Source organism: Kitasatospora sp. NPDC023385 (assembly GCF_055664045.1).
This window is the reverse complement of sequence record NZ_JBVOOL010000001.1, coordinates 208075-234587: the sequence shown is the minus strand read 5'-3', so window position 1 is coordinate 234587 and position 26513 is coordinate 208075. Positions and strand designations below refer to the sequence as shown.

Here is a 26513-nt window from a genome sequence, read left to right as displayed (position 1 = left end):
AGGCGGCATGAGCCACACCGAGACCGACAAGCAGGCGAACAGCGAGCAGGCGAACCAGCGGCCAGACGAGCGGGCGAACCAGCAGCGGGATGAAGCCACCCCGGGAGCCTCGCCGGAAGGCTCCCCGAGCGGGGCCGCGGCGGTCTGCGAACTGGCCCCCGACGGCGACGCCGAGGCCGCACTACGGCGCGACCGGACGGCGACCGGCCCGCGCGCCGACTGCGTGCTGTGCGGCGAGCCGACCGAACTGCCCGCCGATCAGCCGGGCAGCACGCTGTGCCCGGTGTGCGCCTGGCAGCAGGCGCAGCGGATCGCCTGCTCGGGCTGATACCGCCTCGGGACCGACCCGCCCCCGCTATGTGTGCTCCCGTCCGGCCAGGGCCAGGGTCGAGCCGCGTCGCCCCTTGTGGACCAGCAGTTGGGCAGGGATACGGGTGCGCAGGTCGGCGACGTGGCTGACGATGCCGACCGCGCGGTCCCGCTCGCGCAGGCCGTCGAGGACGTCCATCACCTCCTCCAGGGACTGCTCGTCGAGGGTGCCGAAGCCCTCGTCGATGAACAGGGTGTCCAGCGGCATGCCGCCCGCCTCGTCGGTGACCACGTCGGCCAGGCCGAGGGCGAGGGAGAGCGAGGCGAAGAAGCTCTCGCCGCCGGAGAGGGTCGCGGTGTCCCGCTCGGTGCCCGTCCAGGCGTCCACCACCCGCAGGGCCAGGCCCGAGCGCTTGTTGCCGGCGCCCCGGTCGTCGCTGTGCACCATGGTGTAGCGGCCGCCGGACATCCGGACCAGCCGGTCGCTGGCCGCCGCCGCGACCTGTTCCAGCCGGGCCGCGAGGACGTACGACTCCAGGCGCATCCGCAGCCGGTTCTCGGTGGAGGTGCCGGCGGCCAGTGCGGCGAGCCGGTTGATCCGCCCGTACCGGTCCAACGTCGGGGCCAGCTCGGCGGCGAGCCCGGCCAACTGCTGCCCGATCGCGGCCAGGGCCGCGCACCGTTCACCGGCCGCGGCCCGGGCCGCGTGCGCCTGCCCGAGCCGGTCGGTGGCCTCGCGGAGCGCGGCGGAGGCGCCGGACAGGTCGACCGGCGGACGGGTCGCGGCCTCGGCCAGTTCGGGCAGTGCCAGTTCGCGCCGTACGGCGGCGGTCTCCGCGCGGTGCCGCTCCAGGCGGGCCTCCAGCCGCTCGCGCTCCTCGCGGGGCAGCAGGACGGCGAGCGCCGCCCCGGCGTCCGCGAAGCCCGCGGCGGAGGCGGCTTTGCCCAGCTCGGCCTCGGCCTCGTCGAGCCTGGCGGCCGCCTCGGCGCGGGCCCGGGCGGCGGCGGCCGCGGCGGCCACCTCCTCGGTGAGCCGGGCCAGGCCCGCGGCCCGGTCGGCGACCGTGGCCGCCTCGCCGCGGGCGGCCGCCACCCGGGTGGTCAGCGCCTCCTGTTCGGTGTCGAGCGCCTGCAGCCGGTCGGTGAGGACGGCGGTGCGCTCCTTGGCTTCGCGCAGCTCGTCGCCGCGGCGGGCACGGTCCTGCGACAGCCTGGCGATCTGCTGTTCGACCCGGCCGAGTGCCTCCGCCGCGTGCCGGGCCTCGCGGTGCTCGCGCTCCAGCTCGGCCAGGGCCTGCGCGAGCACGTCCGGACCGTCCGGCCCGGCCGCTCCGGCGGCGGTCGCCTCGCGCACCCGCAGGGCGGTGAGCGCCTGCTCCGCCTCCGTCCAGGCCTGCTCGGCGACGGCCTGGGCCCGGCGGGCCCGCTCCTCGTCCTCGGCGCCGACCCGGCTGCCGGGGGCGGCCTCGGCGGGCGCGGGGTGCTCGGGGGAGCCGCAGACCCGGCAGGCCTGGCCCGTCCGCAGCTGCTCGGCCAGCTCGGCGGCCATGCCCGCCAGCCGTCGGTCACGCAGGTCCAGGCTGTGCTCGCGGGCGTCCAGCGCGGCGGTGCGCAGCTCGGCGACCCGCGGTCCGGCCGCCTCGATCTCGGCGCCCAGGGCGTCGCGCTCCCGGGCCGCACCCAGGCGGACCGTCAATTCGGCGCGCTGCCCGTCCAGTTGCTCGACCTTCGCGGTCGCAGCCTGGGAGGCGGTGTGCTGCTCCTCCAGGCGGGCCAGCTCGCCCTCGAACTCGGCCAGCCAGTCCTCCGCCTCCTCGGCCAGCGTTTCGGCGGCGCTCCGGTCCGCCGTCAAGGAGCGCTGTTCCCGGAGGAGTTCGGCGCAGCGTCGCTCCTCCGCCCGGGCCGCCTCCAGTCGGACCACCTCGGCCCGCAGCCGCAGCTCGGCCTCGGCGAGCTCGGCGGCGTCGGCCCCCTCGAGTGCCCGGCCTTCGTCGCCCGGCGTGGCGGCCAGTGCGGCGCGGTGCCGGCGCTCCGCCTCCCGCGCGCGCCGGAAGGCCTCGGCCGCGCTCTCCCGCAGCCGCAGCGCGGACTCCACCCCGACCGCGTCCTGGGCGGCCGCCAGCCTTCGCCGGTCCTCCGCCGCCGCGGCCTCGAACTCGGCCAGCCGCTCGGCCCGGGCCAGGGCCTCCCGGTGTCGGCGCTGCCGCCCGGCCAGCTCCTCGGCGGCCTCGCGCTGCCGCTGGGCCGCGCGCTGCGCGGCCTCGGCGCCCGCGAGCGCGGCCTCGGCGACGGCCGACTGCTCGGCCGCGCCGCTGCGCAGCACCGCCGCCCAGCCGAGCACCCCGGCGGTCAACCCGGTGTCGGAGTCCTCGGCCGGCACCCAGCCCTCGGCGGGCTCGGCGTCCGGGCCGGCCGCCTGCTCGGCCTTGCTGGCGAGGTCGCGCAGGCGCCGCCGGCCGGCCTGGACCGCCGCCTCCTGTGCGCGCCGCTGCTCGGCCAGCCAGTCCTCGACGTGCCGGTAGCGCTCGGTGTCGAACAGCCGCCGCAGCAGCTTGCCGCGCTCCTCCGAGTCGGCCTTGAGGAAGCGGGCGAAGTCGCCCTGCGGCAGTAGCACCACCTGGCAGAACTGCTCCCGGTTCATGCCGATCAGCCGGTGGATCTCCTCTCCGGCCTCCTGGTGCGACTTGCTGAGCCCGTGCCAGCCCGGGGTGCCTTCGCCCGCGTCCGCGATCCACTCGCGCAGCAGCGTCTGGGGCCGCTCGACGGTGGTGCCGGCGCCGACCTTCTTCGGGCGCCGCTGCTCCGGCAGGCGGGTGATCTGCAGCCGCCGCCCGCCGAGGGTCAACTCCAGCCGCACCTCGGTCAGCCGCTTCGGATCGGCGTGGTCGCTGCGCAGCCGGTTGGCCCGGCGGGCACCGGGCGTCTCGCCGTACAGGGCGAAGCAGACCGCGTCCAGCACGCTGCTCTTGCCGGCGCCGGTCGCACCGCGCAGCAGGAACAGCCCGCCGGTGGCGAGCGCGTCGAAGTCGACCGTCTCGGTGCCCGCGAACGGGCCGAAAGCGGAGACGGTGAGCCGGTGCAGCCTCATCGGGGCAGGTCCGCCTTCCGGTCGGTGGTCTCCCGGACGCGCTCGAAGCCCTCGCGCAGCCAGCCGAGCTCGTCCGGCCCCGGCTCGGCACCGGGGCGGACGTGCCGCAGGAAGCCCTCGGCGACCTCGATGTCGGCGCGGCCGCGCACCCGCGCCGCGTACGAGCGGGACGGCTCGGCCTCGCTCTCCTCGGGATCGAACAGCAGCTGGAGGGTGTGCGGGAAGCGGCGGCGCAGCTTCTCCATCGGCTCGCTCGGGCGGGCCGCGTCGGTGAGCGTGGCCTGCACCCAGGACTGCTCGTGCTCGGCGTACGCCTCGTCGGTGAGCAGGGCGTCGAGGGTGTCGCGCAGGGTGGCGAGGCGGCGCGGCTCGGGGCACGGGACGCGCTCGGCGGCCACCGAGCCGTCGGCCGCGAGGTCGACCAGCCACATGGTCTTGCGCTGCTTCGCCTCGGAGAAGGAGTAGGCGAGCGGGGAGCCGCTGTAGCGCAGGTGCGGGGCGAGCGTCTGGCAGCCGTGCAGGTGGCCGAGCGCGACGTAGTGCACCCCGTCGAACACCGAGGCGGGCACCGAGGCGACGCCGCCGACCGCGATGTCCCGTTCGCTGTCGCTCGGCGCGCCGCCGGTGACGAAGGCGTGCGCCAGCACCACCGCCCGGGTGCCGGCCGGGCGCGCCGCGAGATCGGCCCGCACCTCGGCCATCGCTGCGCCGAGCACCGCCGCGTGCCCGCCCTTGGCCAGCCCGAACCGCTCGCGGACCAGCGTCGGCTCCAGGTACGGCAGCCCGTACACCGCCACCGGACCGTGCTCGTCGGCCAGCACCACGGGCGTGGCGCACTCGCCCGGATCCGTGCGCAGATGGACCCCGGCCCGGCCGATCAGCCGGGCCCCGACGCCCAGCCGGCGGGCCGAGTCGTGGTTGCCGCTGATGAAGACCGTCGGCACGCCGAGGTCCGCCAGCCGGTGCAGTACGTCGTCGAACATCGCGACGGCCTCCAGCCCCGGCAGAGCCCTGTCGTAGACGTCCCCCGCGACCAGCACGGCGTCCACGCGCTCGGCCTGGACCACCTCCACCAGGTGGTCCAGGAAGGCGCGCTGGGCGTCGTGCAGGCTCTCCCGGTGGAACGAACGCCCGAGATGCCAGTCGGAGGTATGCAGCAGTCGCATGGTCCCCGACCCTAACGCGCACCACTGACACTGAGGCCCGGATCGGTGGAGGCGTGCGTCTCACGGGACTCGGGAGTGGTCCCGGACGGCTGCTATTGCCGCTGCCGCTGTGTCGTAGGGGGTGGGGAGGTGCAGCGGAGATGGAGGAGGTGTCGGCGGCTCGACGGCCCTTCCCAGCCCGGACGTTCGATTACCTGGAGTGCATTGTCAGTGGCTCTGTGTATGTTCCTCGACGTCGGCGGCTCCGTCGTTCGGGGCGGCCGGCTCCGTCGGGTGTCGGGCGAGTGAGGGACAGGAGGAGCCATGGCTGCTGTGCGGGAGTTGGTGCGCGAGGTGGTGGGCGTCGCGGGGCGGCGTCGGCGGGTGCTGGCGCTGGCCGGGCGGAGGCCGGGTGCGGGTGTCGGCGGGGCGCCGGTCGGCGGGCCCGGCGGGGCGGCGCCGCCCGGGGGCGTGCGGCCGCCGGGCGGGCGCGCGGACGGCGGTGGCGCGCGGGCGCGGCGCGGTGGACGGGCCCGGGGCGCGCCGCCGCCGGAGCCGGTCGCGGTGGCGCTGGCCGTCCGGGCCGGGGACTTCGCCTGCCTGGCGCGGTACGGGCTGTTCGGCGAGCTCGGCCACCGGGAGTACCTGCTGCGGGTGGAGGAGCAGCTGACGTCCCTGCACCGGCAGGGCCTGGAGGTGCACCTGAGGGTCCTGGAGGCGAACGACTTCGAGGACTACTGCGAGGCGCTCGGCCTCGATCCCCGGGCGTCCGCCGCCCGGGTCGCCTACGCGGGCGATCCCGAGCTGGCCGGGGAGCCGTTCGTCTACGCGGGGCAGCGGCTGGCCGACCTGCTGCCGGTGCTGTTGGACGACCACCGGGCGCGCGTGCGGCTGTCCGTGGCCTGCGCGGCCCTGCTGGACGCCGTCGGCGGCGACCCGGCCGGGCAGCGCCGGATGGCGGCCGTGATGCGGTACGTGACGTCGGTGTACCTCGCGCTGGCCGAGGGCGCGGGGGAGGGCTGCCACCTGCTGACGCTGCGCTGCCACGGCCCCGAGGACGGCGAGGAGCTGACGTCGGCGGTGGACGTCTGCGTGGAGGACGGGCGGCTGTACCCGGCGGGCCGGGACACCGAGGCGTTCTGCGTCACGCTGGCGGCGGGCGTCGCCTCCGGCGGTGTGGGGGCGCTGTTGCTGCACGGCGACCCGTCGGCGAGTGGCGAGGCCGGGCCCCCTGCCGAGGGTGCGGCGCCCGGGGGTGTCCGGCCGGGTGTGCGCGGCTGGGCGTTGGCCGACGGGCGGCTGCGGCCGATGACCGCGCACGAGGTGTTCGACGAGCTGGCCGACGACGCCGCGCGCGGCCTGCCGTTCCCGCCCGGGGTCGACCTGCGCCCGGGGTTCCCGCTGCCCGGGTTTCCGGGCCCCCGGGGCGGTGGTGTCCCGGCCCCCAGGGACGGGGGTGAGCCGCTGGGATGATCAGGGCGTTCACCGCCTCCGCATCCGCCATGCGGCGCTGGGGACTGTTCATCGACCGCCTGTTCGGGGAAGATTCGGAGAAGATCAACAGCAGGAGCGCGCGGTACCCCACGCCGCCGCTCCGGCCGCTCCGTTCCGTACCGCGCCCTGCAGCTCCCTCCGCGCACCGCCGGTCCGGCGAGCCCGACAGCGAGAGGGGGGACGCATGAGCGCGCGGAGCGAGCTCGGCGCCGGGAGGTGCGTGCAGGCGGACACCCCTGGTGAGGTCTCTGCCGAGCGCCTCGAGGCGGGAGCATGAGCGCGATCGAGTACAGCGCGGAGATCGCCGAACTCCTCGGCAAGGTGCGGCGTCGCCCCACGGCGGGCTGGCCGTGGCGGCCGGGCGAACAGGTGCCGGACGGGCTGCCCGTCAAGCAGTCCTGGGGGTGGCTGTTCGCACCGGACGGGCGGGTGCTGACCCTGGTCAACCCCAGGGACGGGATCTGCTCGCTGCCCGGCGGCTCCCTGGAACCGGAGGACGCCGGCGATCCGGCGGCCGCCCTGGCCCGGGAGGCCGCCGAGGAGGCACAGGCGGTGATCGGCCGGCCGTACTACCTCGGCTACCTCTACGACCGGGTCGGCTCGGCGAACGGCGGCCACGAGTGCGCGCGGGTCCGGATGGCGGCGGGGCTGCGGGCGGTCGGGCCGAGCGCGCCCGACCCGGCCTCGGGCCGGCACTACCGGCGGCTGCTGGTCGCGCCGGGGCTCGCCGTGGAGCTGCTGGGCTGGGGCGCGCCCGGGCTGCGCCAGGCCCGGTCGGCGGTCGCCACCGCCGTGCGCTGGCTCGGTGTGCCCGCAGCCGCGAACGAGGCGATCGAGGAGCTGCCGGTCGAGGGCTGCGCGATCTCCCCGGGCCCCGTGTACCCGGCCTCGGGCGGCGGTTACCTGGGGGGCGGTTACCCGGGCGCGCGGGGCTGAGGCGGTACGCGCGGCGGACGGCTGTGCCCTGGGCCCCTGAGCGAGGTCCGGCGCCTCGACGTCCGGCCGCCTCTCGCCGGCCGTCTCCCGCCTCTCGCCGGACGCCGACCGCCGACCGCCGCGCGCTCGCGTCTGCTCGCGCCCGCCCCGGTCCTCTCGCGCCCGTCGCTGCGCTCTGGTTCCCACGGTCGGCCGGCGTCGAAACTGACTCAACGATGGTCGGACATTAACTCCAGGCTTACTCAGCCCTGAATTTCTGAAAGTTGCCGGTCCGCGCGCACGGTACTACGCGCGTCACATCGCACTTGCGTTGACCAGCGGTGACTCACTGGCTGTCGGCGGCAGTTCACCGCTCCGCCGTCCGACGGTCCGTCAATATCCTTGGCATGACCGCTTCCGGGTTCCGCTACTGGCTGGTATCACTTCTGTGACCCGCGCCACTCCACGCCCTACCTGGAGGTGTGATGATCCGCTCCGCCCGTGCCCTCTCCATCGCCGTCATCGCGGCAGGTCTGACGATGACGACGCTCTTCACCGCGTCGTCCGCCAACGCAGCCGGTGTCAACTACGTGGCCCTGGGGGACTCGTACTCCTCCGGTGTCGGTGCCGGCAGCTACCTGAGCGACAGCGGCAGCTGTAAGCGCAGCACCAACGCGTACCCGTACCTCTGGAAGAACGCCCACTCGCCCTCCTCCTTCAAGTTCGTCGCATGCTCGGGTGCCAGAACCGGAGACGTCCTCAACAGCCAGATCTCGGCCCTGGACTCCGGCACCTCGCTGGTCAGCATCTCGGTCGGCGGCAACGACGCCGGCTTCGCCGCCACGATGCAGACCTGCGTCCTGGGCTCGGACAGCGACTGCCTCAACGCCGTCGACACCGCCAAGAACTACGCGCTCAACACCCTGCCCGGCCAACTGGACAGCGTGTACTCGGCCATCAAGTCCAAGTCCCCGAACGCCCACGTCGTCGTGCTGGGCTACCCGCACATCTACAAGGTCGGCGGCAGCTGCATCTTCGGCATCGGCGACACCAAGCGTGCCGCCATCAACGGTGCCGCCGACACCCTGGACGGCGTCCTCGCCAAGCGCGCCGCCAACGCCGGCTTCGCCTTCGGCGACGTCCGCAGCACCTTCACCGGCCACGAGATCTGCGGCAACCTGACCACCTGGCTCAACAGCACCACCCTGCCGGTCGACGAGAGTTACCACCCGAAGGCCGCCGGCCAGGCCGGTGGCTATCTGCCGGTCTTCTCGCAGTCGTAACGGCCCGTCGGACCCCGACACCGCCGTAGTGCGGCTGCCGCCGTCCCCTCCACGGACACGTGGAGGAGACGGCGGCAGCGCCCGCGTCAGCGCCCGGACGGCGGGAAGGGGATGCCGGCGAGGACCGGCAGCAGCTCCGCCTCCTCGTAGTCGAGGTGGGCTTCCAGCTCGGCGGACATCCGGTCCAGCTCGGCGCGGAGCCGATCCGGTTCGGTGACCGTGATCCCGGCCAGCAGCGCCACCAGTTCCTCCTTGATCCGCCCGATGGCCCGGTGCTGCTCGTCGAGCCGAGCCAGCACTTCGGCCAGTTCCGGGTGGTTGCGCGCGAGGGCGGGGAAGATCGTGGAGTCCTCGCCGGTGTGGTGGTGCGTCAGCCCGTCGCAGAACGCCAGGCAGTGCTGTCGCAGCTGCAGACCGAGCCCGGCCGGTCGGCCGGGGGTGTGGGCGTGCGCCTCCTCGCGTATGTGGCGCAACTGGTCGCGCAGCCAGGTGTGCACCTCCAGCAGCTTGTCGGCGAGACTGCGCACCACCGGTGTCCGGCCGTCGGACGGGGGTTCGGGCCGTTCCAGGACGACGACCGGCAACTCGCGTTCGGTGTTCGCCTGGTAGTCGCCGTACCCCGGCGCCTTCCGGACGACGGCGGCGAACAGCCGTTCCCGGCGGGCGCCTTCGGCGGGTACGGCGATCGTGTCGAAGGCCTCGGTGCCGAGTTCGACCCGGACCACCGGGTGGGCGAGCAGGTTGCGGTACCACTGGGGGTGTTCCGGCGCCCCGGCGGCCGAGGCGACGACCAGGAGCAGCCCCTCCGCTCGGACGTACCCGAGCGGCACGGTGTGCGGCCGCCCGGACCGGGGCCCGGTGGTGGTCAGCAGCAGCAGGTCGCCGCCCTCGAACGGGCCGCCGACCCGACCGCCGTTGGCGCGGAACTCCTCGATGACATTCAGGTTGAAAGACATGGGCATGCGTGTGTGGTGGAGTCTCCATCGGAAAGGGAGTCGCGGCCACACGCGGTGACGGCAGGTGGCGCATCGCGCACGCGGACACCGCGGTGACCGCCTGGCGTCAGATCAGGGCAGCGGAGAGAGTGCTCATCGCGCGTGGTCCCTTCGGAAAGGTGCTCGCTCGGCTGTCGGCCGGCCCACTGCTCTGTGGCCGACGCCGCGCTGCACGCCCCCATTAGAGCCGCGCGGCGGACGGGCTGTCAACGAGCGTGATCGCTCACCTACGAGAGGGGATGGGCTCGAAGGGGGAGGGGAAGGACGGTCCTGGCCCGGCGCTGGCGCAGGCCGGCTCACAGTGGGCCCGCTCACCTGGCGGGATGAACTCGCCTCCTGGGTAACGCGGTTGGAGACGGCGACGCGCCGCCGCTCCTTCCGGGGCGGCGGCGCGTCGGGTCGGTGACGGCCGGTGTCGTGGCGCGTCGGGTCAGTGCAGGTAGTCGGCCAGGCCGGCCGGCTTGAGGCCGGCGGCGTCGGCGGCGGCCAGGGCGCGCTGCAGGTCGGTGGCCAGGGTGTCGGTCCAGTGCATCAGGACGATGTCGCCCGGCTGCAGCAGGCCCGGGTGCCAGATGTTGGAGGCCCCCCAGCTGAAGTCGGCGTCGGCGGTGAGCACGGTGCGGATGCCGCAGTCTGCGGCGGCCTGCAGGGTGTCGGCGTTCCAGGTGAAGTACGGCGGGCGGAACACCGCCGGCGGGGTGCCGAAGATGCGGGTGATGGCGTCGCGGGCGTCGCAGATCTCGACCTGCTGCCGGTCCGCCGGGAGGGTGCTGAGGTCCGAGTGGGAGACGCTGTGGTCCTGGATCGAGGAGCCGGGCACGGCGGTGACCCGTTGGAAGAAGGCCGGGTCGGCGCCGGCCGGCATCGGCAGCGGGAAGGCGGTGATCGGCAGCCGGTGGTCGGCGATGAAGTGCTCCGCCTCGGGGGTGCGCTGCCAGCCGTCGTCGACGGTGAGGAAGACGACCTTGTCGGTGGTCGGGACGGAGCCCGCCGCGACCGCCGGGGCCGGCGCGGGGCCGTCCACCCGGACGTCGTCCACCGAGAACGGGCCCTGCTGGTACCAGCCGTGCACGTACAGGCGGATGCTGCGGGCGGTCGGGCCGGTCGTGAAGCGAGTGGTCAGTCGCTGCCAGCCGCCGCCGGTGCTCTCCGTCCAGTCGGGCGCGACGTCGTTGCCGGTGCCGGTGGCGCCCAGGTAGACGAAGGCGCCGCGCACCCAGGCGGAGGCGGTGTAGGTGGTGCCGGGCTGGACGGAGACGGTCTGCGCGCACTCGCCGGTGGAGTCGGCGTTCGCCGGGGTGACGGTCAGCGCGGAGGTGCCGGAGCGCGGGGCGGTGGTGGTGACTGCGGCCTCGGCCGGGCCGCCGGTGCAGCTCCAGCCGGGGATGCTGCCCCAGTCGGCGAGGCTCGGTGACGGCACCTCGAAGCCGGGGTTGGTCGCCAGATTGACGTTCGCGGCGCTTGCGGCGCTTGCGGCGTTTGGGGCGGGCGCGGCGCTCGTGGCGGAGGCGGAGGCGGCCGGTCCGGCGAGGGCGGTGAGCAGCGCGACGGAGGCGGCCAGCGCGGACAGGCGCGTGGACGGGCGAGCAGACAGGCGCGTGGACATCGGCACGTGAGGACTCCAGCGTGTGGGGGAGGCGCCCGTGGGAAGGGCGTGGGCGGGATCGGGGCCGTGGAACCGGGGCGCTCCCGGAGGGGCGGTGGCGGGGGAGGTGCTGGTGCGCCGCACTCGGACCGAAGAGCAACAATGGACTGGACCAATCGGCCCGTCAAGGGAACGGCAGGTGAACCGGAACGCCACTGTGCGTGCGCAGCAGGTGATAAGACGGACCGTCAAAGTAGTTATGGAGCAGAGCCGGAGGTGAACTCAGGCGAGATAGAGCTCCTCGATGTCCTCCGCGTAGTACTCCGCGGCGGCCGCCCGTCGTAGCTTGAGCGAGGGCGTCAGCAGACCCTGCTCCTGGCTGAACTCCCGCGGCAGCAGCCGGAACGCGCGAATGGACTCGGCTCGCGACACCGCCGTGTTCGCGGCCGCCACGGCGCGCTGGATCTCGACGTGTAACTCCTCGTCCGCGAGTGCGGCCCACGGGTCCAGCTGCTCCCGTCCGCGGGTCTTCAGCCAGTGCGACAGCGCCGCCGGGTCGAGCGTGATCAGGGCGCCGACGTACGGTCGGTCGTCGCCCACCACCAGGCACTGGGAGACCAGCGGATGCGCCTCGATCCGCTCCTCCAGTGCCGCCGGGGCGAGGTTCTTGCCGCTGCTGGTGACGATCAGGTCCTTCTTGCGGCCGGTGATGGTCAGGTAGCCGTCCTGGTCCAGCCGGCCCAGGTCGCCCGTGGCGAACCAGCCGTCGACCAGCGAGTCGGCGGTGCACTGCGGGTGGTTGAGGTAGCCGCTGAAGACCGTGCCGCCGCGCACCCACACCTCGCCGTCGTCGGCGATCGCCACCGAGGCGCCCGGGACCGGCTGCCCGACGGTGCCGAGCTTCTGCCGCCCGGCCGGGTTGGCGGTGATGGCGGCGGAGGTCTCGGTCAGCCCGTAGCCCTCGTACAGCCGCAGGCCGGCGCCGGTGAAGAACAGGCCCAACTCGCGGCGCAGCGAGGAGCCTCCGCACATCACGCTGCGCACCCGGCCGCCGAGCACCGCGCGCAGCTTCGGGTAGACGGTCCGCTCGTACGCGAGGTGGCGTAGCCGCAGTCCGGCGCTCGGGCCGTGGCCGAGCCCGAAGGACTTCTGCTCCCGTGCGGCGGCCCAGTCGACGGCCACGAGCCGGGCCTGTTCGAAGAGTTCGCCCCGCCCGGCGTCCTCGGCGGCCCGCCGGGCCTGCTGGTAGATCTTCTCGAAGACGTACGGGACGGCGTGCAGGAAGGTCGGCCGGAAGCTCTCCAGCGCGGGCAGCAGCGCGTCGGTGGAGACGTCGGGGACGTGACCGATCCGGAAGCCGCCGCGGATCGCGGCGATCTGCACGGCCCGCCCGTACACGTGGGCGAGCGGCAGGAACAGCAGGGTGCCGGGCTGCGTGCCGCCCGTGTCGCGCAGGACGTCGCCCCAGCCGGCGAGCAGCGCGTCGGCTTCGGCGGCGAGGTTGGCGTGGGTGATCAGACAGCCCTTGGGGCGGCCGGTGGTGCCCGAGGTGTAGACGACGGTGGCGATGTTCCCGGCGGTGACGCCGAGGCGCTGGCGGTGCACCAGGGAGTCCGGCACGTCGTGGCCGTCCTCGGTGATCGCGGCGACGCAGTCGCGGTCCAACTGCCAGATGCCGGTGAGGTCGGGCAGGGCGTCGCAGACCGCGCCGACGGTCATCGCGGCGTCCTCGTCCTCGACCAGGCACGCCACCGCCTGGGTTTCGGCGAGGATCCAGCGCACCTGCTCGGGGGCGGCGGTCGGGTAGACCGGGACGGTGATCGCGCCGATCGACCAGAGCGCGTAGTCGAAGAGCGTCCACTCGTAGCGGGTGCGGGACATCAGGGCGACCCGGTCGCCGTAGCGCACGCCGTGGGTGAGCAGGCCCTTGGCCAGGGCGAGTACCTGGTCCCGGAACTCGCGGGCGGTGACGTCCTGCCATTGTCCGTCGGCCGCCCGCCAGGACAGCTGGACCAGGTCGGGGGTGCGCTCGGCGGTGTCGTACAGGGAGTCGGCGAGTCCCCCGGTGGCCTCGGGCATGGCCGGGGCGGGGGTGGTGAACTCGCGCACAGCCCTCCCCCGTTCGCGTTTCCCGGCGCCGTCTGCCGGCCCGGCTTCCGGTCGCCGGGGCGGCGGAGCCCGGGCTGCGCGGGTGGAGCGAAACTATCGGATCGGCCTGGCACTTCCCAGGGTTGTGGCGGTGACGCGACGAGATCGGCACCGGTCCGGTCGGATGGTGTCGCTATCGGGGAGGCGCGGGGGAGGACTCGCGGAGACGGGGGAAAGAAGGCGGGAAGGAGGGGGAAAGACGGAGGGGAGGGGCGCGGGAGGCTCAGGAAGCTCCCAGGAAGAGCCCAGGGAGTACGCAGCGAGCATGCAGGGAGGAGGAAGGGAGGGGCCGGAAGCGCGCGAAGGGGCGTGGGAGGACTGCCGGAATGGTGTCGGAAGGCCGTCGGAAGGGCGTCGGCGGCAGGTCCGCAGGCGCCGTACTGCCGGTCATTCCGGGCATCAAGGGATGATCCGGTCGCGAGGCGGAGCTGATCACGACCGGTTCCTGACGTGTGCGGGGCAAGGCGGGCAAGCGGACCGGTTGGACCCTCGAACGAGTGGTCAGGGCGTAGTAGAGTCGCGCAGACCTGTGGCCGGGAGCCCCTTCCGAACCCCTCATCACCGTCCCCCGCCACGCCCACTGCCCCCACCGCCCGCCCCGCTGCCCCACCGCCCCACCGCCCCACTGCCCCCACCGTCTGCACCGTCCACACGGCGTGTCGCCGCTCTCGCCGCGCCCACCCTCCCCGTCCGCGCCTGGCACTTCCCGACCGAGGACTCCATGCGTCTGCGCAGCAGCTCGATCCGCGCGAAGATCATCGCGTTGCTCCTGGTGCCCATCGTCGCCCTCATCGCCCTGTGGGCGTACGCGGCGATCGCCACCACCGGGGACGTCTGGAACCAGCTGAGGATCAGCCGTACGTACAACGAGTTCGCGGGCCCGGTCGACCAGTACGCCACCGATCTGCAGAACGAGCGGCGAGCCGCCGTCCAGCGCCTGGCCGATCCGCGTTCGCCCGTAGCCCGGGACGCCTACGAGCACGCCAAGGCCATCACGGACCGCAGCCTGGACGTGCTGCGGCAGAAGAAGGACAGCGCGGGCGGCAAGCTCTCCACCCCGCAGCGCGGCCGCTTCGTCCAGATCACCGCCGCCGCCGACCAGCTCGGCCCGCTGCGCGCCCAGGTCGGCCGTGCCGCGCTGAACTGGGAGTTCGCGCTGGACCAGTACAGCGACCTGGTCAAGCCGGTGTTCGGCTTCCGCTCCGCCTACGTGGCCCGGCAGACCGGTCAACTCCCGCGCCAGGGAACGATCCTGATCGAGCTGGTGCGCGCCCGCGAGTACCTGTCGCAGGAGGACGCGGCGATGGAGGGGCTGCGCTCCGGCGCCGCCAAGCCCACCGCCGAGCAGTACCAGGTCGCGCTGGACGCCCTGCACAACCAGCAGGCGCTGTTCACCGTCTACGTCGCCGAGCTCGAACCCGCCGACCAGTCCGACTACATCGCCCTGCGCGGCGGCGAGGCCTGGGGCGCACTGGCCCGCGCCGAGGCGGACTTCGTCGGAGCCGGCGGCCCCGACCGGGTGGCCCAGGCACTCAACAGCGACTCCTGGCGGCAGACCGCCGACCGGGCGCTCGGCGACCTCGCCTCGATCAACAGCCGGATCTCCACCGGGCTGGACCAGCGGGCCCGGTCCACCTCGATCGGGATGCTCTGGCGCGGCGGCATCGCCGGTGCGATCGGCCTGGTGGCGGTCGTCCTGTCGGTGGCGATCTCGTTCCGGATCGGCCGGGGCCTGGTCCGAGAACTGATCGGCCTGCGCAACGCGGCCAACGAGCTGGCCGGCACCCGGCTGCCCTCCGTCATGCTGCGGCTGCGCCGCGGCGAGCCCGTGGACGTGGCCACCGAGGCGCCCGGACTGCACTTCGGGGACGCCGAGATCGGCCAGGTCGGCCAGGCCTTCAACGCGGTGCAGCGGGCCGCCGTCGAGGCCGCCGTCGAGCAGGCCGAACTGCGCCGCGGCGTCTCGGCGGTCTTCGTCAACCTGGCCCGGCGCAGCCAGGTGCTGCTGCACCGGCAGCTCACCCTGCTCGACACCATGGAGCGCCGCACCGAGAACCCGGCGGAGCTGGAGGACCTCTTCAAGGTCGACCACCTCACCACCCGCATGCGCCGGCACGCCGAGGGTCTGATCATCCTGGCCGGCGGCTCGCCCGGGCGTGCCTGGCGCAAGCCGGTCCGGATGGTGGACGTGGTCCGGGCGGCGGTCGGTGAGGTCGAGGACTACGCCCGGGTGATCGTCCGGCCGTTCCCCGGCACCGGCCTGCTCGGCAGCGCCGTCGCGGACGTCACCCACCTGGTCGCCGAACTGGTCGAGAACGCCGCGGTGTTCTCCCCGCCGACCACCCAAGTCACCGTCCAGGGCGAGGTGGTGGCGCACGGCTTCGCGCTGGAGATCGACGACCGCGGGCTCGGACTGAGCGAGCAACTGCTCGCCGAGATCAACGAACGCCTCGCCGTGGAGCAGGAGTTCGACCTCGCCGACACCGACCGGCTGGGCCTGTTCGTGGTCAGCCGACTGGCCCGGCGGCACGGCATCCGGGTGCACCTGCGGCCGTCCCCGTACGGCGGGACGACGGCGGTCGTGCTGATCCCGCGCGAACTGCTCGCGGAGGCGCCGGACGGGCTCTCGGAGCCGCCCGCGGCCGGTCGGCGGTCGGCGGCCGGTGGCCGGCGCGGGCAGCGGGACCTGGCCGCGGTGCCGGGGGCGGGTGCCGCGTCGGGGGCTCCGGCCGGACCCTCGTCCGGGTCCGTCGCCGGGCCTTCCGCCAGGACCCTCCCCGGGTCCTCCTCCGGGCTCTCCGGTGCCGCGGGGGCCGGCGACGACGCGGCCGGCCGGCACCGGGTGACGGGCGGGCCGCGGCCTTCCGTGCCGGATGCGGGGCAGACGCCGGGCGGACTGCCGCGTCGGGCGTCCCGGGTCAAGGGCGGGCCGGTCCTGGTCCCCGCGCCCGGGGCGGAAACCGAGGACACGCCGGGGATGGGGCGTCGCCGACAGGAGGACGTGGTGGTGGCCGCCGCCGCGGAGGCTGTAGCGGCTGCTGCAGCAGCCGAGACTGCTGCCGCCAAGACCGCCGCTGTCGGCGAGGGAGCAGGGGCCGTTGGAGCCTCCGAGGCGCCGCCGGCGGAGGCCGGGCCCCGGACGCTGGGCGGCCTGCCCCGGCGGGTCCGGCAGGCGAACCTGGCGCCGCAGCTCAGGGAGCAGCTCACCGAGCAGCTGAAGGAACGATTCCGCAGTGCGGATGGGCCGGGCACCGGAACCGGGGAGGGCGCGGCCAGGGACACGGGCACGGGCGCGGGCAGCGCTCGCGAGGTCCGGGAGCGCTCGCCCGAGGAGGCCCGGGCCACCTTCGCCTCGTTCCAGCGCGGCTTCACCCGGGGTCGGGGCGCCACCGCACCGGCGGACCGCACCGCCCGGGAGAACGCCCGGTTCACCGCCGTACCGGTCTGGCAGCCGCCGGAGAAGTCCCGACGGGCGATCAGCCCGGCGCCCGCCCCGGCAGCGCTGCCCGCGCCCGCGCCCGGGGACACCGGGCGGGCGCCGCTCGTCCGCCGCCCGTCGCCCGGGCAGCCGGTCCACCGGAACCCGGCCCTCGGATCACCCGGGTTGCCCGTACCACCGGCATCGCCTGAACCACCAGCATCGCCTGAACCGCCGGCATCGCCTGAACCGCCGGCATCACCTGCAATACCGGCATCACCTGCACCACCCGCTCCAGCGGAAGGAACTGATTCATGACCACTTCGACGCAGCCGTCCGGAGACCTCAACTGGCTCCTGGACGACCTGGTGGGGCGCGTCGCGGCCCTGCGGCACGCGGTGATCCTCTCCAGCGACGGCCTGGCCACCGGCGCCTCCCGCGACCTCGACCGCGAGGACGCCGAGCACCTGGCGGCCGTCGCGGCCGGGTTCCACAGCCTGGCCAAGGGCGCCGGCGGCCACTTCAAGGTCGGCGGCGTCCGGCAGACCATGGTCGAGCTGGACGAGGCGTTCCTGTTCATCACGGCCGCCGGTGACGGCAGCTGCCTGGCCGTGCTGAGCGACGCCGAGGCCGACATCGGCCAGATCGCCTACGAGATGGCCCTGCTGGTCAAGCGGGTCGGCGAGCACCTGGCCGCCGAGCCGCGTACCGAAGCCGCCCCGCCGGGGAGATGAGCGGGCCGATGGCGGATCCGAAGGCGGATGTGCCGGACGGCCCGGAGGTGCCGGTGGGCACGGCCGGGCCCACCGGCGCTGGGGCGTCGCCGGGCGTAGGCGCGGGCGCGGATGCGTCGCCGGGTGGCGGCGCCTCGGCCGGTGCGGGCACTGCCCGGGAAGCCCAGGAAGCGCAGGACGCCCTGGACGGGTCGGATGTCGACCTGTTCCAGCCCCGCGCCCCGGTCGACGACCGCTGGTTCGACGACGAGGCCGGCCCGGTGGTGCGGCTCTTCTCGATGACCCGGGGTCGCACCCGGCCGGTCGAGGAGGGCCTGTTCGACCTGATCTCGCTGGTCACCGCCGCCGAGCCCGGTCCGGGCGCCGGGGCCGTGCCCGCGCACGTCCTCGATCCGGAACACCAGACGCTGCTGGCCCTGTGCCGCCGCGAGCCGCTCTCCGTCGCCGAACTCGGCTCCTTCACCGACCTGCCGGTCAGCGTGGTGCGGGTGCTGCTGGGCGACCTCTACGACGCCGACCTGATCAGCGTCACCCGACCCGTTCCGCTCGCCGAGCTGCCGGACGAGCGCCTGCTGCGAGACGTGATCAATGGACTCCGTGCGCTCTGACCACCACGCCCGCCCGGACGGTGCCGCGTCCCGGTCGGCGAACAGCAACGACCCGCGGTGGCGCGGCGGTCCGGCCGCCGCGGTCAAGATCCTGGTCGCGGGCGGCTTCGGGGCGGGCAAGACCACCCTGGTCGGCTCGGTGAGCGAGATCCGGCCGCTGCGCACCGAGGAGGAGCTCAGCGAACTGGGCCGGCCGGTGGACGACACCGCGGGCGTGGAGGCGAAACGCACCACCACCGTGGCGATGGACTTCGGCCGGATCGACCTGCGGCCCGGCCTCGCGCTCTACCTGTTCGGCACGCCGGGGCAGGACCGGTTCTGGTTCGTCTGGGACGAGTTGGCCCGCGGCGCGCTCGGCGCCCTGGTCCTCGCCGACACCCGTCGGCTGGCCGACTGCTTCCCGTCGGTCGACTTCTTCGAGCAGCGCGGCATTCCGTTCGTGGTCGCGGTGAACTGCTTCGAGGGCACCGAGCGCTTTTCACCGGACGAGGTCCGCGACGCGCTCGACCTCGACCCGGACATCCCGGTGCTGCTCTGCGACGCCCGGCTGCGGGAGGACGGGAAGGACCTGCTCGTCGCACTGGTCGAGCACGCCGCCGCCCGCCGCCACCGGGCCTCCGGCCGGGCTTCCGACCGGGCCTGATCAGGCAGACGATCCAGGTGCGGGCCACCCGTTCCGGGTCCGTGTTCCAGCCGACGTCTCATTCGGTCGTCCGCATCCCGGACGGTCGATGCCCGGAAGGTTGCCTAGACAGGCCCGGCCGTGGAAGGCTCTGTGGACGAAGGCCGCCCGGCCATGCCGTCGGGAGCGCTGGGAACGCCGGAAACGCCCCGTTCGCACGGGCGTTGCCGATCGGCGGACGGCCTTCGACGATCCGGCGAAGCACCGTCGGCGCGCGCCGGCACCGGTGCGCCGCCGCACACGGAACGAGGGGGAGGGCAGCAGGATGACCGTCGGCCGACGACGCATCACCACCGCTGTGTCCGGATCCCCCCGGCCCGGTTCCGCTCCGGCGGGCCCTGTCCTCGCGGTGCTCACCGTCCGCCGCTACATCGACCACGCGCTGACCTGCAGCGCGTGTTGTCGCTGACCGGCCCGCCCCAACTCCGGTACGTCCCCGGCATTCCCGGCCCACCAGGCCGCCGCCCGACGCACCGCCACCCCGTCGACCAGGCCGTAGCGGACACCGCCGTCCGGCGTGCCCGCGGCCGACCAACCGGACCCGCCCAGCGGAGAGACCACCAGTGAACATCGCCTGCCCCAGACCTGCCCCCGGCGTCGCCGGCCGTACCCGCACGACCGGTCCGGCCCCCGCGACGTGCGTGGGAGGTGGACGGACCGGACGGTGGAACGGGCGCGCGACTCGTGCCGCGGACAGCCGACGGGGTCGTCCCGACCTCGAACCGTTCTGGCCGTCCCGGCAGCCGCACCTGTTCGATCAGACGTGTCCGGGCTCGCCCAGCGCGTCCCGGCTCTCCGCCCGCTGACCAGGTTCGATTCGGTCCAGCTCCGGCAGTACGCCCGGTCGACGCGCAGACGACTCCACCCCGTCCGTCACGCGCGAAATGAGCGGCACACCATGTCTTCTTCTTCCACGGCCACCCTGCCCCTGCCCACCGCGACCCCGCACCTGCGCGCGGTCCGCTCGGTCCCGTCCGTCCCCTCCGGTCTCTCCGGTCCTTCCGGTCCCTCCGTCAACCCGGGCGTGCGCGGCGCCGCCGGCGTCCCGGGACCGTCCGTCCCCCCGGTGTCGGTGGCCGAACGATGGCCCGGAGCGGCCCGCCCGTCGGTCGCTCCGACGACCGCTGCGCCGCACCCCGGCGCCGTCCTTCCGCCGGCTCCGCAGGCACTGCTCGCCGCGCTGCCCGAGGGGGCGGCGGTGGTCGCCGCCCTGCCGCAAGGCGCCCTGCCCCAGGCGCTGCTCGCCCAGTACGGCACGCAGTTCGGCGGTAGGAACGGCAGCCCGATGGTCGGGTACCTGGTGCTGGTGCCGGCCGAGACGGCGCCGGTGGCCCCGGGGCTGCCCGGCGCGGCCGGTGTACCCGGCCTCGGCGCGCCCGGCCTCGGCGGAACCGGCGCGCCCGGCGTATCCGGTACTCAGACCCCGGGGGGTGGCCGCCCGGCGCGCACGGTCGGGCGCGGCATCAGCGTCGACAGCGAGCGGCGCAACGCGTACGTCGACGGGCGGCTGCTCGACCTCACCTACCTGGAGTTCGAGCTGCTCGCCCACCTCACCGAGCACCCGCAGCGGGTGCACACCCGGGACCACCTGGTCTCCGCGGTCTGGGGCTACGGCCACGTCGGGGACGGGCGGACGGTCGACGTGCACGTCGCCCGACTGCGCCGGAAGCTCGGACCGGCTTACCGCGACACGATCGTGACGGTCCGTCGGGTCGGGTACAAGTACACCCCGGCCGCCGTCTGACGGCGCCGACTGCCCGTTGACCGCTTCCGCTGCGGCGGACTGCCCGGACCTTCGACACTGCCGGGAAGTCCGCCGCAGAGCCACCGGCTCGGCGGCTCAACATCTCAGCGGCTCAGCCGGTCGATCTCCGCCAGCTCCTCCGCCGTCAGCGGACCGCCTGCCAGAGCGTCGAGGTTCTGGTCCAGCTGGGTCACGCTGCTCGCGCCGATGATCACCGAGACGACCCGCGGATCCCGCAGCACCCAGCACAGCGCCAGCTGCGCCAGCGTCTGCCCGCGCCCCTCGGCGATCTTGTTCAGCGCCCGCAGCTGCTCCAGCTTCGGCCCGGTCAGTGCTTCCTCCTTGAGGAACTTCCCGACCGACATCCGCGAGCCTGCCGGCACCTCTCCCGAGAGGTATCGGTCCGTCAGCAGCCCCTGGGCGAGCGGGGAGTAGGCGATCAGGCTGGTCTGGGTGTCGCCCACCGCGTCCAGCACGCCGCCCTCCTCCACGTGCCGGTTGAGGATCGAGTACACCGACTGGTTCATCAGCACCGGAGTCCCCAGCTCCCGCAGGATCGCGACCGCCTCCCGGTGCTGCTCCGCCGGGTAGTTGGAGATGGCGGCGTACAGCGCCTTGCCCGAGCGCACCGCGCTGTCCAGCGCGCCCATCGTCTCCTCGATCGGGGTTTCCGGGTCGTAGCGGTGCGAGTAGAAGACATCGACGTAGTCCAGGCCCATCCGGTCCAACGACTGGTCGAGGCTGGCCAGCAGGTACTTGCGGCTGCCGCCGATGCCGTACGGGCCGGGCCACATGTCCCAGCCGGCCTTGGTCGCGATGAACAACTCGTCCCGGTACGGCCGGAAGTCCTGGGCGAACAGGTAGCCGAAGTTGCGCTCGGCGCTGCCGTACGGCGGACCGTAGTTGTTCGCCAGGTCGAAGTGCGTGACGCCCCGGTCGAAGGCCCGGCGCAGCACCGCGCGCTGCACCTCGAGCGGCTGGGTGTCACCGAAGTTGTGCCAGAGCCCGAGCGAGACGGCGGGCAGCAGGACGCCGCTGCGGCCGGCCTTCCGGTAGGTCATCGAGGCATAGCGGTCATCCGCGGCGAGGTAGCTCATGGCGGACATCCTGCCAGCCGGCGCCGGTCGATCAACCCCTTGCCCGGCACCTGACCGGTGCTGGCGCTCGCGCGGGATCGTGCGCGTGCGGGAGGAGGGGGAGGTGCGAGACCTGTGCGGTGGGAGCGGTAGCTGACGGCGCGGCGCCCGCCCGCGCAACGCGCCGTGCACCCCCTCGGCGGGGTGACGCCGACGACCGCCCGTGACGTGACGCGCGCCACCGGTGGCGCCGGAATGCCACCGCCCGGCACGGGGGATGACGAACGGTCGAGGGGCCGTGGCCGCCGGGGGGCGGCGCACGGCCCTCAGTCGTCGGATGACGGCTCCCCGGCGGGCTGCGGAGCCACCACCGGCGCGGTTCTGCCGCCTACACCACTAGCTTTCTGTACCTATTGGTATGTACAGTAGGCGCATGAGCACCCAGGACCGTCTCATCGAGAGCACCCAGGCACTCCTCTGGGAACGCGGCTACGTCGGCACCAGCCCCAAGGCCATCCAGCAGCGCTCCGGAGCCGGCCAGGGCAGCATGTACCACCACTTCAGCGGCAAGCCCGATCTCGCCGCCGCCGCCCTGCGCCGCAGTGCCGAGCAACTGCGGGGCATCGCCGGGGCCGACCTCGACGGCCCCGGCACCGCGTACGACCGCATCGCCGGGTACCTGCACCGCGACCGCGACGTCCTGCGTGGCTGCCCGATCGGCCGGATGGCCCAGGACCCGGACGTGGTCGCGGACCCGCAGCTGCGCGCCCCCGTCGAGGAGACCTTCGCCTGGCTGCGCGGCCGGATCGCCGCCCTGGTCGCCGAAGGCCAGGCGAACGGCGAGTTCGCCACCGCCCCCGACCCGGCCGACACCGCCGCCGCCGTGGTCGCCGTCGTCCAGGGCGGCTACGTCCTGGCCCGCGCCGCGAACAGCGCCGAGCCCTTCGACCAGGCCGTCCGCGGAGCGCTCGGCCTGCTCGCGGCGCACCGCGCGGTCTGACCTTCCGTCAGGAGACCCTGCGCCCAAGGTCGGTACGACCTATGCGCAGGACAGCTACGTTCAGGACCGAGGAGCGCCGCCGTGCACGCAATGCAGTACGAGATCACCCTCCCCGCCGACTACGACATGGGCATCGTCCGCAAGCGCGTCGCCGACAAGGGCCACCTGCTCGACACCCACCCCGGCCTCGGCCTCAAGGCGTACCTGATCCGCGAGCGCGGGCAGCAGGGCTCGCCGGTCAACCAGTACGCGCCGTTCTACCTCTGGCGCACCGCCGAGGGCATGAACGGCTTCCTCTGGGGCCCGGGCTTCCGCGGCCTGAGCGCCGACTTCGGCCGCCCCGCCGTCCGCCACTGGCTCGGCGCGGGCCTGGCCCACGGCACAACGGGCCAGGTGGGCGACGCTTGCGGGGCGGGGACGACCTCCCCGACCACCGCCACCCGCGAGACCGTACGGCTGCCGGAAGGCGCCGACCCGGCAGCGGCCGTCGAGCGGGCGCTCGCCGATCTCCCCGCGCACCCGGCCCTGCACACGGCGGCCGTCGCCGTGGACCCGAGCAGCTGGGAACTGCTCAGCTTCGCCCTGTGGCACGGCCCGGCCCCCGATGACGTGCCCGGCGTCCGCTACCAGGTGCTGCACCTGTCCCGCCCCGAACTCGACCGGCTGCCGTCCGGCCGCCACTGGTGAAAGGTTTCCTCGCCCCCATGAGCCCCGCACCGATGATCCCCGCCTCGCCGCCGGCGCCGGCGTCCACCGGCCTCACCCCGACCCCGCTCGACCGCGAAGCCGGCTACGCCCTGCTCGCCGAGCTCGCCGGCCCGGCCGCCGCCGACACCCTCCGCGGGCTGGACTCCGTCGCACCCGGCTTCCCGGACTGGATCGTCACCAGCCTGTTCGGCGGCACCTACCAGCGCCCCGGCCTCGCCCTGCGCGACCGTCAGATCGCCAACCTCGCCGCGCTCACCGCGCTCGGCGGCGTGGAGCCCCAGCTGGCCGATCACGTCCGGAACAGTCTGGGGATCGGCATGACGAAGGAGGAGATCATCGAGGTCATCGTCCACCTCGCCCCCTACGTCGGCGTCCCCAAGGCCCTCGCAGGCCTGCGCGTCGCGACCGCGACCTTCGCCGAAGCCGGAGGCGAGGCATGAGCCCCGCCATCCCCGCTGTCCCGACTGTCCGCACCGTCCGCACCGTGCTCGGCGACCTCGACCCCGCCGAACTCGGCGCCACCGACTCCCACGACCACCTCTTCATCCGCAGTCCGCTGCTCCCCGGCCAGGAGTTGGACGACCCGGCCGCCGCCGAGGACGTCCTACGCGCCTTCGCCGCCGTCGGCGGCCGTTCCTTCGTCCAGTGGACCCCGCGGGGCATGGGACGCGGCGCGGACTCCCTCGCCGCCCTCTCCCGCGCGACCGGCGTGCACATCGTCGCCGCCACCGGCGTGCACCAGGCGGCCCACTACCCGGCGGGCTCCGCCGCCTCCCCCGGCGACGACCTCACCGAACGCTTCATCGCGGAACTCACCACCGGACTGCCCGGCACCACCGGACTGCCCGGCACGCCCGGGGGAGTCCGGGCCGGACTGATCAAGGTCGCGTGCGATCCGGGCCCCGCCACCCAGCACACCCGTCGGGCGATGGCCGCAGCCGCCGAGGCCCACCACGCCACCGGTGCCCCGATCGCCGTGCACCTCGAACCCGACGGCGATCCGCACTGGATCCTCCACCGGCTCCACACCCGGCACGGTGTCCGGCCCGACCGGATCATCCTCGGCCACCTCACCCGGTTCACCGACCAGGCCGTGCACCGCGGCCTCGCCGCCGAGGGCGTCTACCTCGCGTTGGACAGTCCCTCCCGGATCGGCCACCCGGCCGACCTCCAGGCCTTCGACGTGATCTCCGACCTGGTCGAGAAGGGCCACGCCGCCCAACTGCTCCTCGGCGCCGACACCACCACCCGCACCGCCCGGCAGGCCGACGGCCCCACCCGGCTGCTCACCGACCTCGCCCCGCGTCTCGCCCGCACCTACGGGCCCGAACTGTCCGAGCTGCTCCTCACCACCAACCCGGCCACCGCCTTCGCGGCCGACTGGCGCACCCCGTGACTCCGGTGGCCGACTCCTCCCGCCCAGGGTCGAACCCGAGCAACACTTCGGCCCCGCCCACCGGTTGAGCACGCGGCCGCACCCCGAGTCGCTCAAGGCTCGCGCCCGCGAGGCCCGTCCGCTTCGACCTCCCGGATGCCCACCACGTTTGCCACGTTTGCCGCGTTCCTCGACGAGAGCCCCGTCGGCCTCATCGGCGGTCTCCCTGGAACACCGGACGGCGTACGGGAGTTGCGCTCGCTCTGGGGCGCCCCGAGGGTGCGCGGCCGGGGCGTCGCGGACCGCCTGATCGGGGAGGTCGAACGCCGGGCCCGCATCACCGGCGGCATCATCCGCCGCCTCGCCGTCATCCTCGCCAACACCCCTGCGACCCGATGACCGGGTGGGCCCGGCGGCCCGGCGTGGTTCGGTACCCGTCGGTCGGCTTTGGGGCGGGCGGTCACATGTGGGTGCCGCCGTCGATGCGGAGCTCGGTGCCGGTGACGAAGGCGCCGTCGTCGGAGGCGAGCATGGCGATCACGCCTGCCACGGTCTCCGGGCCGGCGAAGCCCTGGCCGAGGGCGGGGGAGAGCTTGGCGAGGAGGCTGAAGTCGGCGTCGGCGGGCAGGCCGGGGTTGTTCGTCATGCCGCTGTCGATGCTGCCCGGCGCGACGCAGACCGCGCGCAGGCCCTGCTTCGAGTACTCCGAGGCGATGGCGTGGGTGAAGGACTGGATGCCGCCCTTGGTCGCGGCGTACGCGGCCATGTAGGGGTGGGCGAAGCTCGCGGAGGTGGAGCTGAAGTTGACCACCACGCCCTTGCCGCCGGCGAGCAGTGCGGGGAGCGCCTCGCGGGTCATCAGGAAGGTGCCGGTCAGGTTCACCGCGAGGAGCTTGTTCCAGAACGCGAGCGTGGTCTCGTGGGTGTGCGAGGAGCGGAGGATGCCGGCGGCGTTGACCAGGACGTCGAGGCCGCCCAGCCCGGCCGTCGCCTCGGCCACGCCCGCGACGACGGCGGCTTCGTCGGCGATGTCCAGGACCTGGACGGTGAGGCGGTCCGCGGTGCCGTCGGCGGTCGCGCGGTCCAGGGTCTTCCTCAGGCCGTCCTCGTTGACGTCGACGGCGACGACCTTCCCGCCCTCGGCGAGGATCCGGTGCACGGTGGCCTGGCCGATGCCCGAGCCGCCGCCCGTGATGAGGACGTTCCTTCCGCTGAAGCGCTCCATGGTGGTACTCCGTTCGGTTCGTTCGTGGTCTCTCGACCTCGCGGGACACGGTACGCCTATGTGGCACGTCATGCCAAAAAGTCCGATGGCGCCAATTTGGCATGTGGCGCCACCATGGCACTGTGCGCTTAGGCTGAGCCTGTGACCGGACGTCCGACCCTGAACCAGCGCCGCCGTGACGCCACCCGGCTGGACATCGCCCGCACCGCCGCCGCGCTCTTCGCCGAACGAGGTGCGGACGCCACCACCGTCGAGGAGATCGCCCTCGCCGCGGGCATCTCGCTGCGCACCTTCTACCGGTACTTCTCCGTCAAGGAGGACGCCGTCGCACCACTGCTCGCGGCGGGCGGCCGGCAGTGGGTCGACCAGCTCGCCGAGAACTCGGCGGACCTGCCGCTGCGCGAGGCGCTGGAGAGCGCGGCGGCCGCGTCCCTGACGCCGGCCGACGAGGCGGGGGCCGAAATGATGCAGTGGACCCGCAGCCTGCTGCGCGACCCGCGGCTCGAAGGCACCTGGCAGCGCGTCCACGCGGACTCGGAGGTGCGGCTGTGCGCCGTCCTCGCTGAACGCTGCCCGGCGGACACCGACCCGCTGGAGATCCGGCTGGCCGCCGCGGCGGCGACCGCGGCGATCCGGGTGGCCCTGGAGCAGTGGGCCTCGTCCGACGCCCCCGCCACCGGCCCGGAATCTCCCCGAGACCTCGGCGTGCGATGCATGCGCGAGCTCACGGCGGGGCTGCGGCTCTGGGAGCGCGTGGCCTGAGCCGGGGACGTGCGAACAGGTAACAGATGACAGATGACAGATTTCGAAATCTGTCATCTGTCATCTGTCACTTGTTACCTGAAGTCTGAAATCCGTCAGCTGTCGATTGTCGGCCGTCGCCCATCGCTCGCCGGCTGTTCCCCGCCCCTCCCGGCCGTCATCAGCTTCCTCCCAGCTACCGCTAGGGTTGGCCTTCGCGCCCCGGCCGGGGAACCGGGG

The 26513-nt window shown here is 74.1% G+C and carries 22 protein-coding genes; 15 read left to right on the top strand and 7 right to left on the bottom strand.

Features of this window, described 5'->3' with window-relative positions:
• Nucleotides 1-7: 7 nt before the first annotated feature.
• The gene (locus AC0B61_RS01015) at nucleotides 8-328 is read left to right on the top strand and encodes a hypothetical protein (protein ID WP_471738846.1); all 321 of its coding nucleotides are present in this window, start codon (nucleotides 8-10) and stop codon (nucleotides 326-328) included.
• Nucleotides 329-355: 27 nt separating this feature from the next.
• On the opposite strand, the gene AC0B61_RS01010 is transcribed toward AC0B61_RS01015, so the two are convergent.
• Together AC0B61_RS01010 and AC0B61_RS01005 are read right to left on the bottom strand one after the other, a co-directional pair.
• Nucleotides 356-3397, bottom strand: coding sequence for an AAA family ATPase (locus AC0B61_RS01010; RefSeq protein ID WP_471738462.1), 3042 nt, complete (start codon nucleotides 3395-3397; stop codon nucleotides 356-358).
• The gene (locus AC0B61_RS01005; RefSeq protein WP_471738461.1) at nucleotides 3394-4563 is read right to left on the bottom strand and encodes an exonuclease SbcCD subunit D; all 1170 of its coding nucleotides are present in this window, start codon (nucleotides 4561-4563) and stop codon (nucleotides 3394-3396) included. The genes AC0B61_RS01010 and AC0B61_RS01005 overlap by 4 nt, the downstream gene beginning before the upstream one ends.
• A gap of 303 nt (nucleotides 4564-4866) precedes the next feature.
• On the opposite strand from AC0B61_RS01005, the gene AC0B61_RS01000 reads away from it, so the two are divergent.
• The 3 genes from AC0B61_RS01000 to AC0B61_RS00990 all read left to right on the top strand — a co-directional run bounded on the left by AC0B61_RS01000 (nucleotide 4867) and on the right by AC0B61_RS00990 (nucleotide 8234).
• Nucleotides 4867-6015 (top strand): hypothetical protein, encoded by a 1149-nt coding sequence (locus tag AC0B61_RS01000; RefSeq protein ID WP_471738460.1) that lies wholly within the window; start codon nucleotides 4867-4869, stop codon nucleotides 6013-6015.
• A 294-nt stretch (nucleotides 6016-6309) separates the two neighbouring features.
• The gene (locus AC0B61_RS00995) at nucleotides 6310-6972 is read left to right on the top strand and encodes a hypothetical protein (RefSeq protein WP_471738459.1); all 663 of its coding nucleotides are present in this window, start codon (nucleotides 6310-6312) and stop codon (nucleotides 6970-6972) included.
• 464 nt (nucleotides 6973-7436) lie between these two features.
• A complete protein-coding gene (locus AC0B61_RS00990; protein ID WP_471738458.1) occupies nucleotides 7437-8234 on the top strand; it encodes an SGNH/GDSL hydrolase family protein in 798 nt (265 codons plus the stop codon).
• An 86-nt stretch (nucleotides 8235-8320) separates the two neighbouring features.
• Here the strand turns inward: AC0B61_RS00990 and AC0B61_RS00985 are convergent, their stop codons facing one another.
• The 3 genes from AC0B61_RS00985 to AC0B61_RS00975 form a co-directional block, all read right to left on the bottom strand.
• A complete protein-coding gene (locus AC0B61_RS00985) occupies nucleotides 8321-9196 on the bottom strand; it encodes a nitroreductase/quinone reductase family protein (protein ID WP_471738457.1) in 876 nt (291 codons plus the stop codon).
• A gap of 463 nt (nucleotides 9197-9659) precedes the next feature.
• The gene (locus AC0B61_RS00980) at nucleotides 9660-10835 is read right to left on the bottom strand and encodes a polysaccharide deacetylase family protein (protein ID WP_471738456.1); all 1176 of its coding nucleotides are present in this window, start codon (nucleotides 10833-10835) and stop codon (nucleotides 9660-9662) included.
• 261 nt (nucleotides 10836-11096) lie between these two features.
• Nucleotides 11097-12923, bottom strand: coding sequence for an AMP-dependent synthetase/ligase (locus AC0B61_RS00975; RefSeq protein ID WP_471738455.1), 1827 nt, complete (start codon nucleotides 12921-12923; stop codon nucleotides 11097-11099).
• Nucleotides 12924-13683: 760 nt separating this feature from the next.
• Here AC0B61_RS00975 and AC0B61_RS00970 point away from each other — a divergent pair.
• From AC0B61_RS00970 to AC0B61_RS00950, 5 genes are all read left to right on the top strand, one after another.
• Entirely contained in the window at nucleotides 13684-16698 is a 3015-nt protein-coding gene (locus tag AC0B61_RS00970; protein WP_471738454.1) for a sensor histidine kinase, read from the top strand.
• On the top strand, nucleotides 16695-17114 hold the full coding sequence (locus AC0B61_RS00965; protein ID WP_471738453.1) for a roadblock/LC7 domain-containing protein: 420 nt from the start codon (nucleotides 16695-16697) through the stop codon (nucleotides 17112-17114). The genes AC0B61_RS00970 and AC0B61_RS00965 overlap by 4 nt, the downstream gene beginning before the upstream one ends.
• 8 nt (nucleotides 17115-17122) lie before the next feature.
• On the top strand, nucleotides 17123-17722 hold the full coding sequence (locus AC0B61_RS00960; protein WP_471738452.1) for a DUF742 domain-containing protein: 600 nt from the start codon (nucleotides 17123-17125) through the stop codon (nucleotides 17720-17722).
• Nucleotides 17703-18365 carry a GTP-binding protein gene (locus tag AC0B61_RS00955; RefSeq protein ID WP_471738451.1) on the top strand — a complete coding sequence of 221 codons (663 nt, stop codon included), beginning with the start codon at nucleotides 17703-17705 and terminating at the stop codon, nucleotides 18363-18365. The genes AC0B61_RS00960 and AC0B61_RS00955 overlap by 20 nt, the downstream gene beginning before the upstream one ends.
• Before the next feature lie 1111 nt (nucleotides 18366-19476).
• Nucleotides 19477-20148, top strand: a complete 672-nt coding sequence (locus tag AC0B61_RS00950) for a winged helix-turn-helix domain-containing protein (protein WP_471738825.1) — start codon at nucleotides 19477-19479, stop codon at nucleotides 20146-20148.
• A 104-nt stretch (nucleotides 20149-20252) separates the two neighbouring features.
• Here AC0B61_RS00950 and AC0B61_RS00945 read toward each other — a convergent pair whose 3' ends face one another.
• Nucleotides 20253-21245: an aldo/keto reductase gene (locus AC0B61_RS00945; RefSeq protein WP_471738450.1), complete on the bottom strand. Its 993-nt coding sequence runs from the start codon at nucleotides 21243-21245 to the stop codon at nucleotides 20253-20255.
• 412 nt (nucleotides 21246-21657) lie between these two features.
• On the opposite strand from AC0B61_RS00945, the gene AC0B61_RS00940 reads away from it, so the two are divergent.
• The 5 genes from AC0B61_RS00940 (at nucleotide 21658) to AC0B61_RS00920 (ending at nucleotide 24706) form a co-directional block, all read left to right on the top strand.
• Nucleotides 21658-22224, top strand: a complete 567-nt coding sequence (locus AC0B61_RS00940; protein WP_471738449.1) for a TetR/AcrR family transcriptional regulator — start codon at nucleotides 21658-21660, stop codon at nucleotides 22222-22224.
• A gap of 81 nt (nucleotides 22225-22305) precedes the next feature.
• Nucleotides 22306-22911: a DUF4865 family protein gene (locus AC0B61_RS00935; RefSeq protein WP_471738448.1), complete on the top strand. Its 606-nt coding sequence runs from the start codon at nucleotides 22306-22308 to the stop codon at nucleotides 22909-22911.
• A 17-nt stretch (nucleotides 22912-22928) separates the two neighbouring features.
• Entirely contained in the window at nucleotides 22929-23372 is a 444-nt protein-coding gene (locus AC0B61_RS00930) for a carboxymuconolactone decarboxylase family protein (protein ID WP_471738447.1), read from the top strand.
• Nucleotides 23369-24328: a phosphotriesterase family protein gene (locus tag AC0B61_RS00925; protein ID WP_471738446.1), complete on the top strand. Its 960-nt coding sequence runs from the start codon at nucleotides 23369-23371 to the stop codon at nucleotides 24326-24328. The genes AC0B61_RS00930 and AC0B61_RS00925 overlap by 4 nt, the downstream gene beginning before the upstream one ends.
• 135 nt (nucleotides 24329-24463) lie before the next feature.
• Nucleotides 24464-24706, top strand: coding sequence for a GNAT family N-acetyltransferase (locus AC0B61_RS00920; protein WP_471738445.1), 243 nt, complete (start codon nucleotides 24464-24466; stop codon nucleotides 24704-24706).
• Nucleotides 24707-24767: 61 nt separating this feature from the next.
• On the opposite strand, the gene AC0B61_RS00915 is transcribed toward AC0B61_RS00920, so the two are convergent.
• Nucleotides 24768-25532, bottom strand: coding sequence for an SDR family NAD(P)-dependent oxidoreductase (locus AC0B61_RS00915; RefSeq protein WP_471738444.1), 765 nt, complete (start codon nucleotides 25530-25532; stop codon nucleotides 24768-24770).
• 141 nt (nucleotides 25533-25673) lie between these two features.
• Here AC0B61_RS00915 and AC0B61_RS00910 point away from each other — a divergent pair, with 141 nt between their 5' ends.
• Nucleotides 25674-26294: a TetR family transcriptional regulator gene (locus tag AC0B61_RS00910; RefSeq protein WP_471738443.1), complete on the top strand. Its 621-nt coding sequence runs from the start codon at nucleotides 25674-25676 to the stop codon at nucleotides 26292-26294.
• The last annotated feature ends 219 nt before the right edge of the window (nucleotides 26295-26513 follow it).